Below are 15,687 nucleotides of genomic sequence, written 5' to 3'. Positions count from 1 at the left end.
GCAGACGCGGAGTACACGGGGGCCATCCCCGCGCGGGCGGGGGCACCGTGACGTCGGCTCCCGCGCCCTCGCACTCGCCGGGGCCATCCCCGCGCGGGCGGGGGCACCCTGCTGCACACGACCGAGCCAGGCCGCGGCGGGGGGCCATCCCCGCGCGGGCGGGGGCACCCTGCTGCACACGACCGAGCCAGGCCGCATGGGGGGGCCATCCCCGCGCGGGCGGGGGCACCCTGATGCGCGAGGAGCTCGACGCGATGTCCGGCGGGCCATCCCCGCGCGGGCGGGGGCACCGCGCTGCCCCCGCGCGCGGTGTTGGTGTTCGAGGGGCCATCCCCGCGCGGGCGGGGGCACCGCTCGATGATCGCGTGGATGCGCTGGCCTTCGGGGGCCATCCCCGCGCGGGCGGGGGCACCGCCCTTGCGGCGGAGCGCGGCGTCCACCTGACGGGGCCATCCCCGCGCGGGCGGGGGCACCCCCCAGCAGATCACGACGAGCTGCACGTGATCGGGGCCATCCCCGCGCGGGCGGGGGCACCGCGATTGCGCGGAATGATCCACCACCGTCGCAGGGGCCATCCCCGCGCGGGCGGGGGCACCCCCTCGGGCCGTGCGCCCTCCTTGGAGAACAGCACGCCATCCCCGCGCGGGCGGGGGCACCCCTCCGGCTCATGGCGCGCGCGCATGAGCTGGGGGGCCATCCCCGCGCGGGCGGGGGCACCTAGCCGCTGAGGCTAAGGTTCGTCAACGCCGGAGGGCCATCCCCGCGCGGGCGGGGGCACCCGATGGGTTTCTGCCGCTGGGTTCCGCGTCGGGGGGCCATCCCCGCGCGGGCGGGGGCACCACGGCGCGGCGCTGATCGCGGCGGCCGTGCAGGGGGCCATCCCCGCGCGGGCGGGGGCACCTCCGGCAGCACGGTGTCGTCGGTCGCCTGGTCGGGGCCATCCCCGCGCGGGCGGGGGCACCGTGTGCGGAAGGCGCCGTCGAGCCCCTTCCACGGGGCCATCCCCGCGCGGGCGGGGGCACCTAGATCCGGAAGTGCGCGGCGGTGCCCGTGGCAGGGCCATCCCCGCGCGGGCGGGGGCACCGGTCGCGCCGGACCAGGGCGATTGGTACGACAGGGGCCATCCCCGCGCGGGCGGGGGCACCCTCGGCACCAAGCCGCAGAAGAACCCACCGGGCGGGCCATCCCCGCGCGGGCGGGGGCACCGGCGGGAAAAATCCCTGCATGTGGCCCATTCCGGGGCCATCCCCGCGCGGGCGGGGGCACCGCCTCCACATCGACGACCGCGTCGTCGAGCAACGGGCCATCCCCGCGCGGGCGGGGGCACCTCGATAGCGGCCTCAAGGGGTTCGGCATTCTCGGGGCCATCCCCGCGCGGGCGGGGGCACCGAGGGTGTTGCTGCCTTCCTCCGCCGTGTGGAGGGGCCATCCCCGCGCGGGCGGGGGCACCCGGTCTGAGGTTCTGATGGAGCCGCCAAGCAAGGGGCCATCCCCGCGCGGGCGGGGGCACCTGACGAAGGCGTGCTGAATGCCGCAGCGATGGAGGGCCATCCCCGCGCGGGCGGGGGCACCACGTTCGGGCCTCGGGTCATTGCGATGCTCCCGGGGCCATCCCCGCGCGGGCGGGGGCACCAGGAACTGCATGATCGCGAGGCCCGAGAGGACGGGGCCATCCCCGCGCGGGCGGGGGCACCGCAACACCCTCATGAGGCCCGTGCTCAAGCAGGGGGCCATCCCCGCGCGGGCGGGGGCACCCGAGGCCGGGCTGCGTAAGGCTGCGCTGGCGCAGGGCCATCCCCGCGCGGGCGGGGGCACCTTCGATACTCCTACCGGTTCACTCTTCTCCTGAGGGCCATCCCCGCGCGGGCGGGGGCACCATCATGCGGCAGGCGAGGTCCTCGGGATGGCGGGGGCCATCCCCGCGCGGGCGGGGGCACCCGCGGGCCGTGGCGCGCGGAAGGCCCCGACATGGGGCCATCCCCGCGCGGGCGGGGGCACCGCATCGCGGTGCTCCTCGTACCACAGGTGGCCGGGGCCATCCCCGCGCGGGCGGGGGCACCGCACGCAGCCGCCGGTACTGGTCGTCCGTCAGGGGGCCATCCCCGCGCGGGCGGGGGCACCATCGGGTCGAGTTCTTCCCACTCGCGCGCTTCGGGGCCATCCCCGCGCGGGCGGGGGCACCCATGGTGTTGTCGTTCTCCTCGGCGGTGTGGAGGGGCCATCCCCGCGCGGGCGGGGGCACCTACTGGTGCGCGTCCACCAGGTGGGTCGCCCAGGGGCCATCCCCGCGCGGGCGGGGGCACCATGCCCCGGCGCGGCGGCAGGATATCGGCGCCGGGGCCATCCCCGCGCGGGCGGGGGCACCCCGATCGCCGAGGGCAGGTCGATCGCGCCGAGGGGGCCATCCCCGCGCGGGCGGGGGCACCGGCGATCCGCATCCGCGCACTGCCGCAGATAAGGGGCCATCCCCGCGCGGGCGGGGGCACCCGATCGAGCGACAACACCGAGCAGGACGTCGGCGGGCCATCCCCGCGCGGGCGGGGGCACCGAGGCCCGCTGGCCCGGCTACTTCATCGCCAACGGGCCATCCCCGCGCGGGCGGGGGCACCTTCCGTGCCGATATCGAGGCGCTGACCGACCAGGGGCCATCCCCGCGCGGGCGGGGGCACCGCGGCGAGGGCCAGCTCGGGGTGGTGCAGGACGGGGCCATCCCCGCGCGGGCGGGGGCACCAGGGGGATCTTCGTCTGGTCGATCATCGTCTGGGGGCCATCCCCGCGCGGGCGGGGGCACCTCGACCGAGAGCCAGCCCAGATCGTACTGCGCGGGGCCATCCCCGCGCGGGCGGGGGCACCATCGACAACAGCGACCCCGCGGACGTCGCGCGGGGGCCATCCCCGCGCGGGCGGGGGCACCCACCGCGCCTGGTACCACGGGCTCAGCACCAGGGGGCCATCCCCGCGCGGGCGGGGGCACCCCGATCCAGCAGACTGACGTAGGCGCCACTGACGGGGCCATCCCCGCGCGGGCGGGGGCACCTCGTCGACGTCGTACTGCGCCAAGATGCTTCGGGGGCCATCCCCGCGCGGGCGGGGGCACCGCAGCGCCGACCCGCTGATGCGTCGCGTTGAAGGGGCCATCCCCGCGCGGGCGGGGGCACCTGAGCTTGCTCTGCGTGATCGCGGCAGCCTCGCGGGCCATCCCCGCGCGGGCGGGGGCACCTCGGCAGTGCTGATCCCGGCGGGCTGGTACTGGGGGCCATCCCCGCGCGGGCGGGGGCACCCTGCGGCGGCGGTGGAGCGGGATCGGCACCACGGGGCCATCCCCGCGCGGGCGGGGGCACCTAGGCCGCGGAGCAACGCGCAACGGCCCGATCGGGCCATCCCCGCGCGGGCGGGGGCACCACCGGGCGCGGGTTCCAGGACTGGCGGATGGACGGGCCATCCCCGCGCGGGCGGGGGCACCCAGCTTGAGCCGATCCCCGGCGGCCCGGCAGAGGGGCCATCCCCGCGCGGGCGGGGGCACCCCGAGATCGGGCAGCGGGGACAGGGCCGGATCGGGGCCATCCCCGCGCGGGCGGGGGCACCCGAGTAGCCGAGCAGCAGCGCGCGTCGGGTCAGGGGCCATCCCCGCGCGGGCGGGGGCACCGAACCCCCGCCTCGGAACCGGTCGCGGCACCGGGGGCCATCCCCGCGCGGGCGGGGGCACCTGGGGAGTGGCGAACGGCGTCGAGATCGACCGGGGGCCATCCCCGCGCGGGCGGGGGCACCGCCCCGCCCTCCAGCCGGGCGAAGATCGTCTCGGGGCCATCCCCGCGCGGGCGGGGGCACCGCGCTGGTGCGCGCCGCCCTGGCGCGCATCCGCGGGCCATCCCCGCGCGGGCGGGGGCACCCCGGTGACGCGCGTCCGGCGGTCGTCGATCTCGGGGCCATCCCCGCGCGGGCGGGGGCACCGTCACGATCGGCGGCGCGCTGTCCGGCCCTGGCGGGCCATCCCCGCGCGGGCGGGGGCACCCTGCAACCGGGCAGCGGGGACAAGGCCGGATCGGGGCCATCCCCGCGCGGGCGGGGGCACCCTGATGGCGTACAACAAGGCGGCAGCCGAGGAGGGGCCATCCCCGCGCGGGCGGGGGCACCCGGACCGCTGGGCCTGGGCGTCCGGCGGGGTCAGGGCCATCCCCGCGCGGGCGGGGGCACCCGCCTGATCGTCGTCGCGCCGATGACGTGCCCGGGGCCATCCCCGCGCGGGCGGGGGCACCATCCAGCTCCGTCTGATCGAGGAAGAGGCTCTGGGGCCATCCCCGCGCGGGCGGGGGCACCTCAAGCGCGGTCGATCGCTCCACTTCCAACTTGGGGCCATCCCCGCGCGGGCGGGGGCACCGTCGAGTGCGTCATGCGGCCGGTGAGAGCCCCGGGGCCATCCCCGCGCGGGCGGGGGCACCTTGCCGGCAATGCGCTTCACGGTCTCGATTGGGGGGCCATCCCCGCGCGGGCGGGGGCACCGCGCGTCGGCAAGCGGTTCCACGTCGTCGATGGGGGCCATCCCCGCGCGGGCGGGGGCACCGGCACGTCCTGCCGGCGCATGGAAGCCTTCATGGGGCCATCCCCGCGCGGGCGGGGGCACCAAGGGAAGCCGTGCGATCGGCTATTGGAGTCATGGGCCATCCCCGCGCGGGCGGGGGCACCGCCCTGCGGGCCAAGGGCCTGCCGAGCGAGATGGGGCCATCCCCGCGCGGGCGGGGGCACCAGTGTCCCGAGGTAGTCCCCGGACGGGCTGTAGGGGCCATCCCCGCGCGGGCGGGGGCACCGCGTTGGGCCGAGCGGTTTCCTCCCGACTTTCGGGGCCATCCCCGCGCGGGCGGGGGCACCGCGGCTGCACCATCCTCGGGGATACCGTGGGCGGGGCCATCCCCGCGCGGGCGGGGGCACCGTCATGGAGTTCTGCGCGCGCGCGGTGAGGCGGGGGCCATCCCCGCGCGGGCGGGGGCACCCGGGACTCCTCATTAGTGTCGATGTCGGCCGGCGGGCCATCCCCGCGCGGGCGGGGGCACCGCCAGCAAAGATGTTGACCACGATCGGGGCACGGGGCCATCCCCGCGCGGGCGGGGGCACCGGCCTGCCGATCGAGGACGAAGCCGCCGTCGAGGGGCCATCCCCGCGCGGGCGGGGGCACCTCAGCCGCCTGCGCGATGCGGCGGCTTCATTCGGGGCCATCCCCGCGCGGGCGGGGGCACCAAGATGCACTAGGCCGTGTCCGTACATGGGGCGGGGCCATCCCCGCGCGGGCGGGGGCACCGTCCCACTCGGGCCTACCGTAGGCGAGCCGAGGGGGCCATCCCCGCGCGGGCGGGGGCACCCGGTGGTGGACTTCGGCCGACGCTCCGTTCCAGGGGCCATCCCCGCGCGGGCGGGGGCACCCGATGCCCTATCGGGCCCCGATCGTGGTCAACGGGGCCATCCCCGCGCGGGCGGGGGCACCTCGAGGACGCCCTTCGCGTCTGGACGGCGGCCGGGGCCATCCCCGCGCGGGCGGGGGCACCTCCAGCCGATGGTCGAGGGGATCGAGGAGCTACGGGCCATCCCCGCGCGGGCGGGGGCACCCAGGCTGAGGACCTCACGCGCGGCCTGTTGCAGGGGCCATCCCCGCGCGGGCGGGGGCACCATCAATGGGCGCGTCCTGGAGGTCGCCGAGGCGGGGCCATCCCCGCGCGGGCGGGGGCACCGTTGGATTACACACTCGCGCATATATCCCTCCGGGGCCATCCCCGCGCGGGCGGGGGCACCGGACCACGGCTGCCAGCTGCCGCCCCCGCTCGAGGGCCATCCCCGCGCGGGCGGGGGCACCTTCAGGCCGACGATCCAGCGGACCAGCGAGCCGGGGCCATCCCCGCGCGGGCGGGGGCACCATGTCGCCGAGCGGCTCGTTGTCGCCACCCGAGGGGCCATCCCCGCGCGGGCGGGGGCACCCGGCCCGGCCACTGGTACCTGCGCCACGTCGGGGGGCCATCCCCGCGCGGGCGGGGGCACCGCGGAGACGCAGAACCAGCGCGACCGGGAGCGGGGGCCATCCCCGCGCGGGCGGGGGCACCAGCGCCGCCGGGCCGAGCACCGGCTTGACGATGGGGCCATCCCCGCGCGGGCGGGGGCACCGGGCTGGTGCCGGGCACGCGCGCGCTCTGCGTGGGGCCATCCCCGCGCGGGCGGGGGCACCGACCACTCGATGGACCACTGCTGCGGCTGCGCGGGGCCATCCCCGCGCGGGCGGGGGCACCGCACGGGCGGTGGAAGCGTGGGAGGCGGACCAGGGGCCATCCCCGCGCGGGCGGGGGCACCCACGACCAGATTGCCGGCCGCGTCGCGCCAGCGGGGCCATCCCCGCGCGGGCGGGGGCACCCTCGCCGATCAGGCCGGCGTCTCGACCGATGCGGGGCCATCCCCGCGCGGGCGGGGGCACCGCGATCAGGATCGGATCGCGCGAGAGCGTGCCGGGGCCATCCCCGCGCGGGCGGGGGCACCTCTAGCCAACAACAGCTTGATCCGATTCGATTGTCAAAGATCAGGTAGTTGTCGCGGCAGACACTTCTTCGCGCCACACGAGCAGCGCACCATCAATCTCCGCAAGCCGCCGCGGCGGCAATCCCAGAACCCGGATCCCCTGACCGCCCGGTGCCTGCACATCGCGCCACGTCATGACGATCGAGCCGCCGCCAAGTGCGTCAAACCACGCCTCCATCACCTCCCACACACGATCCCGCACCCCCGCAGACAGGCGTGGGCTGGTGTAGACGCCGGGCGCGATCTCTAGCATCGCCGAGGCGAGAAAGCCCCGGAAGCGCGGGGCGACGTCGCGTGTCACGATCACCGTCATCGCCATCGCCTACTCCACCTGAAACAGCGCCTTGATGCGCTCGATGAGTGTCGGGATCACACGCTCGGTGCGGAACGCCGATGCTGCGCCACGACGCACCAGGGCATCGAGACTGAGCGGACTGCCGCGCAGATGCTCCTTTGCCGCACGGAATGCGACAGGGATCGTCACTGTCGTGCGCACCAGATCGGCGATATCAAGCACGAACGACTGGCCACTGTCCTCATGGATGAAGCCGAGCTGCGGGATTGCACCGGCACAGGCGCAAGCGACCGCCGCCGCCGCCTCCACCGCGCTGGCGGCGTGGTTGATCGCCTGGTTCGGCGCATCGGCAGACATCGGATCAGCCCGGTCGTAGCGACGCCCGCGCCACGGCACGCCAATCTGCTGCGCGAGCACCCGGTAGCTCTCCTTCATCCGGCTGCCTTCGATACCCCGCAGCACGTCGAGGTCGTCGGCCGGCACGATCTCGCCTAGCCGCCACGCATACATCCGGCGCGCGATCTGCACGCGCACCTCCGGGTCGGCCCAGGCGCGCGCCTGGCGACGCGCGACGTCGGACGCGTCAGGCAGCAGCGGTGGGGCGGTGTAGAAGCGCACGCCGTCCTCGCCGACCGCCGCAAGCCCAGTGTTGTGGCGCGCGAGCAGGCGCAGCGCGTCGTGCGTCACGCTTGATCCAGGTCCGAGCAGCACCAGCGAGACCGACTGGTGCGGGATCTGCCAGTCGCCGGCCGCAAGCCCGCCGCCGCCAGCGCAAACGAAGTGCAGGCAGCCGTCCTCGACCTCGAGCCGCCCGCGGTCGAGATAGACGAGACCATGCCGCAACTCGTGCGGCAGCCGCGCCATCTCGAGGCCGAGACGGCCCTTCAGCATGCGGGGCGGCCGGGCGGGGCGAGCAGCAGCATGCCGAAGCCGAAGCCGCAGTGCCGGCCCACGCCGCGCGCCAGCAGCCGGGAGAACACCTCTGGGTTCTTCACAGCGAGCACGCCGGCGAGCGTCGCGTCAGGCCCCTCGATCACGGCCGGACGCCGCCCTTCGCCCGCAACCGGGCGACGCAGCACGCGCGTGCCGCGATAGGCGATCAGCGCAGCCGATTCGAGCACGGCGGCGCCGTCGCGAACGAGGATGCGCGCAAGCCAGTCGCGATAGATGTCGTCGCGCCGCGGCATGGGCTCCGCATCGGTGGCGCTGCGGCGCAGGTGTGCGAAGGCGTCGTGCTCCCGGTGGGGGCCGTTCCGCCCTTCCGGTCGAGTGCGCACGACCGGACGTACACGCACGGTGAAGCCAAGGCGCTGATCCGGCGCCCACACGGCCGGCATCAACCGCGCAGCGACGCTCTCGGGTCGAAGGGACCGGGCCAGATCGGCACCGTCGCCGGTGGGGGGCAGGGAGGCGAGGGTTTCGATCTCGCCCGGCGGGGTGGCTGTGTAGCCGAGAAGCTCCGGCCCGTCGTGTGCCTCACGCAACACGAAGGGGCGCGGCGCGGCTGCGCCGAACAGCGCGGCGAGCGCGGCGTGCAGGGCGTAGCCCGGATCGCCGCCGGGCGGCAGCAGCCCGCGCCGGGTGGCCGCACGGGCGAGCCCGCCGACATCGGGGCGCAGGTGAAGAAGCGTGAGCGTCACGACGCGGCGTGTGCGGTGGGTGCCGGTCCTTCCCACCACACCTCCTCGCCGGCATGGACGTTCACGCGCCACGCGCGGCGGCCGGAGAGGCGCCGCCGTGCGCCGATCGCCGGACCTTCGCCCGCGGGCCAGAAGGTGCGCGGCGCTGCGTCGGCATTCTCCGCCAGCGGGGCCGCGGCGAGCGCGGCGGCGCAGCTGTCAGCCTCGGCGAAGCCGATCACCAGCCGTCCCGCAGGCAGGCAGGGCTTGCGGCCCAGGAAAAGCGGCCGAGCAGGCCGGTCGAGGGCGGCAGCGATTTCGGCGAGCATGGGCGGCTCTTCGGCCGGCTCCAGCCGCAGCGCGATCGTGACGGCGGCGTCGGCGTCGTACCAGCGGCGGCGGATATGCTTGCCGGCGTAGGTGCCAGCACCGCCCGCGCGGCCCTCCGGCGCGCCGAAGGTGGTCCAGCCGCGGTCGTCGTGGCGCAGCTCTGCGGTCTGGAAGTCCGGCACACGTTCGCCCTCGCGGTCGCGACGCACCGCGTGGCGCAGCCGGTCCTGCAGCCGCTGATGCCGTGCCGCCTCGGTGCGGTTCCATCCGAGTGCATTGGCGATCAGGCCCGTGAGCAGCGAGGGTGCGGGGATGTCATCGACCGGCCCGTGCGCGTCTACCGCCACCGCGCCGAACGCCATCAGCGGCGCCTCGAGCCGCAGCAGAAGGTGCTGTTTCATGCGACGCTTCCGTCGCGCACGGCGGCGGCCGCCCACTCGGCCAGAGCTACGATGCCGAGCGACGCGGCCGCCGGGATCGGCGCCTCAGAGAGGTTGAGCGTCCGGCGCGCCTCGGCCTCGCCATAGGCAGTGTCGAGCCTGACCAGATGCGCGGCGAGCCGTTCCACCGTCGTGTCGAGAAGTCGATTGGTCTTCAGCGGCACCGGATCGCGGAAGGCGTTGGCGAGCGTACGCGGCTGGCGGTTGCCCGCCTCCACCAGTATGAGCTCCGCGTGCGTATAGGGCGCGGTCGAGCCCTTCTTCGCCCCGGGCGTGACCTTGGCGATCAGGTGCAGCAGATGCTTCACCACGAGCGCGGCGATCTCGCGCTCGCCCGAGAGGTTCGCGACCAGCAGCGGCACGTCCACGACAACGTAGCCGTAATAGAGGCCCGAGGTCAGTTCCATATCGAACAGGCCGGCCGCCCCGGCATCGTCACCCTCCTCGCGGCGGGTGAGGTCGTCCACCGCCGTCATGTAGTCGAGCTCACGCTCGATCGTGTGCACGGTGAGCGCGTGCGCGACATGGATCGCGGCATCGCGATTGGCGGCGGGGTCCGAGGTGACCATGCGGCCGAACAGCGCCGACTCCAGTCCCGCGCCGTCCTTGAGCGCGCGCAGATTGGCCCGCTGGTCCTTGAAGAAGGACTCGATCGCAGCACCCGCCTTCTTGGCATCCGGTTCGGCGAGCGCCTTCTCCGCCTCGGCGCGCAGGAAGGTGATCTCGGGCTCGCCGAAGAACAGCGCCTGGCGGTTCTTCGCGTCCGTTCCCTTCTCGCCGTAGAGGCCCTTGAGCAGGGCGTCCGCGACGGCCTTCACCTTCGGATCGGCGGGATCGCGCCCGTCGAGGATGCGTCGCGCGACCACCTCCTTGCTGCGCACGCCCATCGGCACACCAAGCTTGGCGAGCGACCACTCATCATCGGCCTTGCGCCAGTGCCGCTTCAGGCACTGCGAGGAGACGCGCCCGCGCGTCGCTCCGCCGAACGGGATGCGCTTCGCGAGCCCGGCATCGTCGCGGTTGAGGAGCGCGGCCGGATAGGCGTGCAGCGTGTGGATCTGGAGAAAGCGAGCGGTGGCCATGTGCTTGTCCTCGAATGGCGGTCAGGCGACGGCGGTGTCGCGCGCTGCTGCGCGGAGATAGGCGGAGGCAATATGCCGACGCTGCCGGTCGGCCTCCTCCTCGGCCTCTTTCGTTGGCCTTTCCACGGTCCAGGCGAGCCGGGCAAGCGGACGCCAGTCCATCCGCTCGGCGGCGGCAGCGGCACGACGGGCAAGGCGCGGCAGCAGATCGGTCAGCGTGGCGAAGTCGGCGGCGAGCAGCGCCATCAACCGCTGCTCGCTGACGCCGAGCGCGTGCAGCGCCGCTCCGGTCGGCCGGTTCTCATCATGCAGGCCGCGCGCCAGGGCGACGCTGTTCGCGATCAGCGCGAGGCGCTGCCAGCTGTCGGGTCGATCGTCGATCTGCGTGCCGGCCAACAGGCGCATCAGCGGCAGGACGTGGCGGCGGTCGGGCTGTGCCGGGTCGAGGCGGCGCAGGGCGGCGGCATCGCCCGTCGTCACCGTGCCGTCCTGCAGGCCGCGCACCAGCGCGTAGAGCAAGCGGAGCGGGGGGTTCGGCGGGCGGGGTGTCTGTTCCTGGGACGGGTCATTCGGCATGTGCCGCCTCCGGCTCGGGCGTCGCGGTCGGAACTGGAAGGTGCTTGCGCAGCGTGCCGTACAGCAGGGCACGCGCGCGTTCGGCGGCGAAGATGCGGCGCTGGTCGGTGTGCGGCGCCGCCTCGACCGCCACATCGAACACCTGGAACGCTGCCGCGTGCAGCCGTGCGTCCCAGGCGTCGAGTGCCTGCCGGGCTGCCTCCTCGCTCTCAGCACCCGTCCAGAGGCACTCGAAGAAGGTGCGATCGATGAGACGATCGAAGCGTTGCATCCACGGGCCGACCTGAGCGGCGGTGCTGGGTCGGTCGAGCTTGAGCGACTCGGGTCCCTTCTGGAACAGCAGAAACAGCGCCGGCCGCAGGCACCGGTTCGCGGCGGTCATAGCGTGTGTGGCGAAGTCCTCGGCCAGCCTTGCGAGGCGCTGCCGCTCCTCGGCATCCTCGGTGAGGGCGCGGACGGCGAAGCGGTTGGTGATGGGCAGACGCCGGGAGTGGAACCCCTCGGTCTTGCCCTGGCCGCGGGCAAGGGCGGCGGCGAGGATCTCGACGGTGTCGCCGTCCTCGGGAACCGCCTTGGCCAGCAGCGGACGCTCGAAGACGCGCTCCTCGCCGGTTGTGGACAGCAGCAACTCCTTCATGCGCCGCCAGCCGAAGCCATCGGCACCGATCGAGACGACCTTCGTGCCGTCCTTGCCCAACTCGACAGGCGCCCAGGGATCGCCAGTGACACCCTTCAGGTCCTTCGCGGCGATCCGCGGCGCGGCGGTGCCGGTGCCGCGCGCTTCCAGGGCGCCATCCGGCAGCGCGACGAGGCGAACGCGACGACAGATCTCGATCACCAGCGGGTGCAGATCCGAGATCGGGAGCGAGCGCGACCCATCCCACGGTTCCAGCCAAGCCAGTCGGATCGCCCGGTCAGCGGCAAAGCCCTGCGCGCGGGCGAACAGCGCGTCACGACGGCGGCGCAGAACGTCGAGGTCGCGTCGAAACCGAGCGCCGGGGCCACCGATCGGGTGAATGCCGAGGAACGGGCGGCTGCCGTAGCCGCCGTTCATGCGCATGATGCCGTACTTGCCGGCGCCCATGACACCTTCGGTCGTCTGCAGGTTTACCAATGCGAACAACCACTCCTCCGGCGTCGCAGCCCGCATGCGCGCTGCCTTCAGATCGTGGTTCTTCGCGGTGACCAGGGGATCAAGCTCGTCGGGTGTGGCGATGCGCGTGCCGTAGGGCTCGAGATCACCACCGGTTGCCGCCGATTGCAGGAACGCAGGAGCGTCAGCCGGCGCGACCAGGCACCACGGCTCGTCCTTGGGCCAGTCCGGTGCCAGTCCGCGCAGCGCCGCAGCCCACTCGCCGGGATCGGTCGGCACCTCCGCGTCCTCGGTGGCAAGAAAGGCGAGCTGGACCAGGAACGCGTGCCACGCGGGCGCCTGGTGGGGACGCAGCGCGGGAAAGTCGATGACGGCGTCCTTAAGCAGGAGCGCAAACGTCCGTGGCAGGCTGGCGCTGATTGTCTCGTGCGCAAGCTGAAGCGTGATGATGGGATCGGTGATCAGGTTGTGCATATCATCATGACCGGTTCCGCATCAAACTCGATCCCCGCGTGGGCGGGGGAGATCATCGCACTCTCCGCGATAGCCATAGCCACACAGGGCCATCCCCGAGGATCGGGGCCCGTGCTCATGGCGGTGCACGAGCAAAGTATCCCGAGCAACACGCGGGTACTCCGATGAACGACTGCGGGGGTCTTCCGAACAACTGCGAATAGTCCGCAGCCTCGCGGAACGTGTGCGATGCGGCCTGAGGCGTCGGGACCCAGCGGCGCGCGCGCCGCATCACGCGGTTCATAAAGACGAACGTCGGGTCTGCGCTCGGCACCAGCAGCATGAAGCAAGGCTGCGTCAGTCGGGCGGCGGCTGTCAATGAAATTCATAACTTGTGCCTATGACTATCAAAGCACCAGCCCCACCCGCTCGTACCGAAACCCAACGCCGCCAACCCGTAACACCAACCCGTTCACCTCCCGCGACACGTCAGCCACCTCGATCTGCGGTTCGATCGTCCGCGCGAGCCACCCCGGCACAACGACCTCGTCCAGCATCGCGCCGAACGGGCTCAGTGATGGCGGATCGAGTCGGAACCGCCGATCCTCGGTGCCGAGCCGGGTCGCGATCCGCTTGTCCAGCCGACCGGGGAAGGCCATTTCGAGCAGATCCTCCTCCCAGCGCAACGCAACATGGGCTGCATGCTGGACATGGGCCGAGGCGACTCCCTGCAACTCGCACCGCAGAGCCTCCCATGCCGCACCGAGCTTCCCCGCGATCGCCCCGAGCGCCTCCGGGTGCGTCGCGTGCTCGACCAGCCAACGGTTATCCTGCGGCAACGTCAGAAGCTGACGCACTTCGAGCAGGCGCCAGGTCGCCTCGATCGCCAGCAGATCGGGATAGACGCGCCCGAGGCCGTGGCGCGGCAGACCGCGCGACCGGCCCGGCAGGAAGGGGGACAGGTCGCGCGCCTCCGGCACCAGCACGATCGCGGTCGCCTCCTCGAACCCTATCGGCCGTCGCCGATCGTGGCGATGCAGACGGCCGAGGCGTTGCAGCAGAACGTCCATCGGGCCGAGATCGGTCAGCAGCAGATCCGCGTCGATGTCGAGCGACTGTTCGAGCGTCTGCGTGCCTACCAGCACACAACCGCTGCGGCGCTCGGCGCGCTTGCCGAAGGCCACCTCCACCGCCGCGTCGAGTAGCCTCCGGTCGGGTGCCGCGAAGCGGCCGTGATGCGGCGCGATCACGCCCTGGGCGCGGAACAGCACAGGGTCGTCCGGTGCCATCGCCTCGAGCGCGCGCTGCACCGCGACCGCGCCGGCCACGGTGTTGCGCACGATCAGCACGCGTGCGCCGGTTCGTGCTGCCGCCAGCGCATGGGCGGCGATGGCGTCCGGCGCGTCGAGCCAAGGGCGGAGCGAAGGAGTGATCCGGCGGGAACGCGATCCCGCCGCGACCTCGATCACACCGTTGCGGTCCGAGATCAGCGGATAGGACGTGGCCGCCGCATCGGCGAGCGACAAGACCCTTGGCCGTGCTGTGGGAGCGGGTGCAAGCAGGTGCGCGCGTGCGGCCGCCCCGAGCGTAGCTGAGAGCAGCAGCGCATGTCCGCCTGCCGCCTCGTGACGCGCGAGCAGGGTGCGTAGCAGCCCTGTCATGTAGGCGTCCGAGGCATGTACCTCGTCTATGACTAGAAGCGCGCGCAAAAGGCACGCTCCGCGCAGATGCGCGTGGCGCACTTTCAGCGCTGCGAGCAGGGCCTGGTCAACGGTGCCGACCACGATCGCGCCGGCGAGGCTGCGCTTTGGGCTTTCGGCTGCCCAGCGCCGGTGCGCTGCGCCTGCGTCATCGCTATCCGGCCACTGTACCTCGAAGCCGTGCTCGCGGAACCCTTCTTCGCCGTCGGCGCGCAGATAGCCGGGCACCGCCAGCACGACATTTGGCCGCGTTGCGGGATCCGGCCACAGCCGCTCCACCGCATCGCGAACGCGCCTCTCGATCTGCACCGCCGCTGTGCGTGTAGGCAACAGGAAGGCGAGGCTGTCCGCCGCGCCTGCGGCCATCAGCGCGCGGAACCGCCAGAGTGCGGCCTCGGTCTTGCCGCTGCCGGTCGCGGCCTCGACGACCACGATCGGGCCGAGGTCGAGGCGCTCCATCTCCGCCTGCAGGTCCGATGGCTGGAGAGGCCTGCCGTCATCGCGGAACACATCGCCGAACCTTCGAGCGGCGGCAGCAAGCGCGGCACGAGCCGGTACGACATCGAGGCGCATCGCGCGCACTACCTCCAACGCGCGCGCCTGGGCGAACAACCACCGATCGCCAGCGCCGTGTCCGTCGAAGGGGAAAAACGCTGATGCTGCGTTCGAGGCAATCCAGTCGGCCAACGACAGGAGCCCGAGGAAGGCATGCAGCAGCGCAGGGGAAAGCGGTGGGAGGCGTTCTGCCGCCGGCAGGCTTTCAGGCAGCCATCGCGCCAGTGCCTCGGCGACGCCACGCGCCTCGGTCACTGGATCGTACCCGTCAGCCGGCTGCCACAACAGGGCGTTCCTGTGCCCCTCGGCATGACGAAGCTCGTCGAAGGAGATCGGCTCACCGTGATGGCCCAGCGCCGCCATCAGCAGCGCGCCTGCCGGTGCCATGGGGTCGAGATAGGGCCCGGCTTCGGTGATTCGGACGTGGCGCATGCCGAACAGCAGCGGGGCGACTTCGCGCAGATGGCCGGAGATCGGCCCGCGTCCCCGCTCCACTGGTGGCAATTGCTTGCGCCAGAAGCCGCGGTTGGCCTTGCCGAGGTCGTGCAGGAACGCAGCGCCCACCATCGCTGCGTAATGGTCGTCCGTCACCGCACCGTTCGTTAGCCTGTGGAGGCGGTTCCGGATGACCGGCAATTCGAGCAGAGCCCTTACGACTGCGGCCACATCGGCGCAATGATCGGAAAGCGCGAGGAACGCTACCGGCCATGCCTCAGGTTCCAGTCTTCGCAGCTTTCCCCAAGCGTGCGGAAAGGGATGCATCACAGGAAAGCCGTGCTCATGTGTGCCGTTGTGCTCTGCTTCGCTCCGGCTTGGGAGGGTCACGTTACGCAAATTCCGGCATCAACACCAACCCGCCCGATACGCTGTCCGTACAAAAAACCATATCACCCGTCCTTTGCACACTCATCCGTCAAGACTGGACGTATGCCAGGGCGGCGAGGCGGAGACGGTGGACATGGTAGAGCCTGAGCCGATACCGCCGGCTGTCA

The 15,687-nt window shown here is 73.3% G+C and carries 8 protein-coding genes and 1 CRISPR repeat array (1 of these 9 only partly in view); all 8 genes read right to left on the bottom strand.

The window, feature by feature from the left end; genetic code table 11:
- Positions 1 to 6,513: a CRISPR direct-repeat array (repeat unit 29 nt; unit sequence GGGGCCATCCCCGCGCGGGCGGGGGCACC) (it extends 592 nt beyond the left edge of the window).
- 40 nt (positions 6,514 to 6,553) lie between these two features.
- Complete coding sequence (gene cas2e, locus F563_RS0107090) at positions 6,554 to 6,871, bottom strand: type I-E CRISPR-associated endoribonuclease Cas2e (protein ID WP_019013962.1); 318 nt, start codon at positions 6,869 to 6,871, stop codon at positions 6,554 to 6,556.
- 3 nt (positions 6,872 to 6,874) lie between these two features.
- Positions 6,875 to 7,738: a type I-E CRISPR-associated endonuclease Cas1e gene (gene cas1e, locus F563_RS0107085; protein ID WP_019013961.1), complete on the bottom strand. Its 864-nt coding sequence runs from the start codon at positions 7,736 to 7,738 to the stop codon at positions 6,875 to 6,877.
- Positions 7,732 to 8,487 (bottom strand): type I-E CRISPR-associated protein Cas6/Cse3/CasE, encoded by a 756-nt coding sequence (locus F563_RS0107080; protein WP_026299394.1) that lies wholly within the window; start codon positions 8,485 to 8,487, stop codon positions 7,732 to 7,734. The genes cas1e and F563_RS0107080 overlap by 7 nt, the downstream gene beginning before the upstream one ends.
- Positions 8,484 to 9,197 (bottom strand): type I-E CRISPR-associated protein Cas5/CasD, encoded by a 714-nt coding sequence (cas5e, locus tag F563_RS0107075; RefSeq protein ID WP_019013959.1) that lies wholly within the window; start codon positions 9,195 to 9,197, stop codon positions 8,484 to 8,486. The genes F563_RS0107080 and cas5e overlap by 4 nt, the downstream gene beginning before the upstream one ends.
- Positions 9,194 to 10,318 carry a type I-E CRISPR-associated protein Cas7/Cse4/CasC gene (cas7e, locus tag F563_RS0107070; protein WP_019013958.1) on the bottom strand — a complete coding sequence of 375 codons (1,125 nt, stop codon included), beginning with the start codon at positions 10,316 to 10,318 and terminating at the stop codon, positions 9,194 to 9,196. The genes cas5e and cas7e overlap by 4 nt, the downstream gene beginning before the upstream one ends.
- A 21-nt stretch (positions 10,319 to 10,339) precedes the next feature.
- On the bottom strand, positions 10,340 to 10,894 hold the full coding sequence (locus F563_RS23850) for a type I-E CRISPR-associated protein Cse2/CasB (RefSeq protein ID WP_156825095.1): 555 nt from the start codon (positions 10,892 to 10,894) through the stop codon (positions 10,340 to 10,342).
- Complete coding sequence (gene casA / locus F563_RS21875; protein ID WP_019013956.1) at positions 10,884 to 12,461, bottom strand: type I-E CRISPR-associated protein Cse1/CasA; 1,578 nt, start codon at positions 12,459 to 12,461, stop codon at positions 10,884 to 10,886. The genes F563_RS23850 and casA overlap by 11 nt, the downstream gene beginning before the upstream one ends.
- A gap of 386 nt (positions 12,462 to 12,847) precedes the next feature.
- Entirely contained in the window at positions 12,848 to 15,457 is a 2,610-nt protein-coding gene (locus F563_RS0107050) for a CRISPR-associated helicase/endonuclease Cas3 (RefSeq protein ID WP_026299393.1), read from the bottom strand.
- Positions 15,458 to 15,687 lie beyond the last annotated feature (230 nt).

Source organism: Elioraea tepidiphila DSM 17972, from assembly GCF_000378465.1.
Lineage (GTDB): Bacteria > Pseudomonadota > Alphaproteobacteria > Acetobacterales > Acetobacteraceae > Elioraea > Elioraea tepidiphila.
This window is presented reverse-complemented; position numbering and strand designations above follow the sequence as displayed.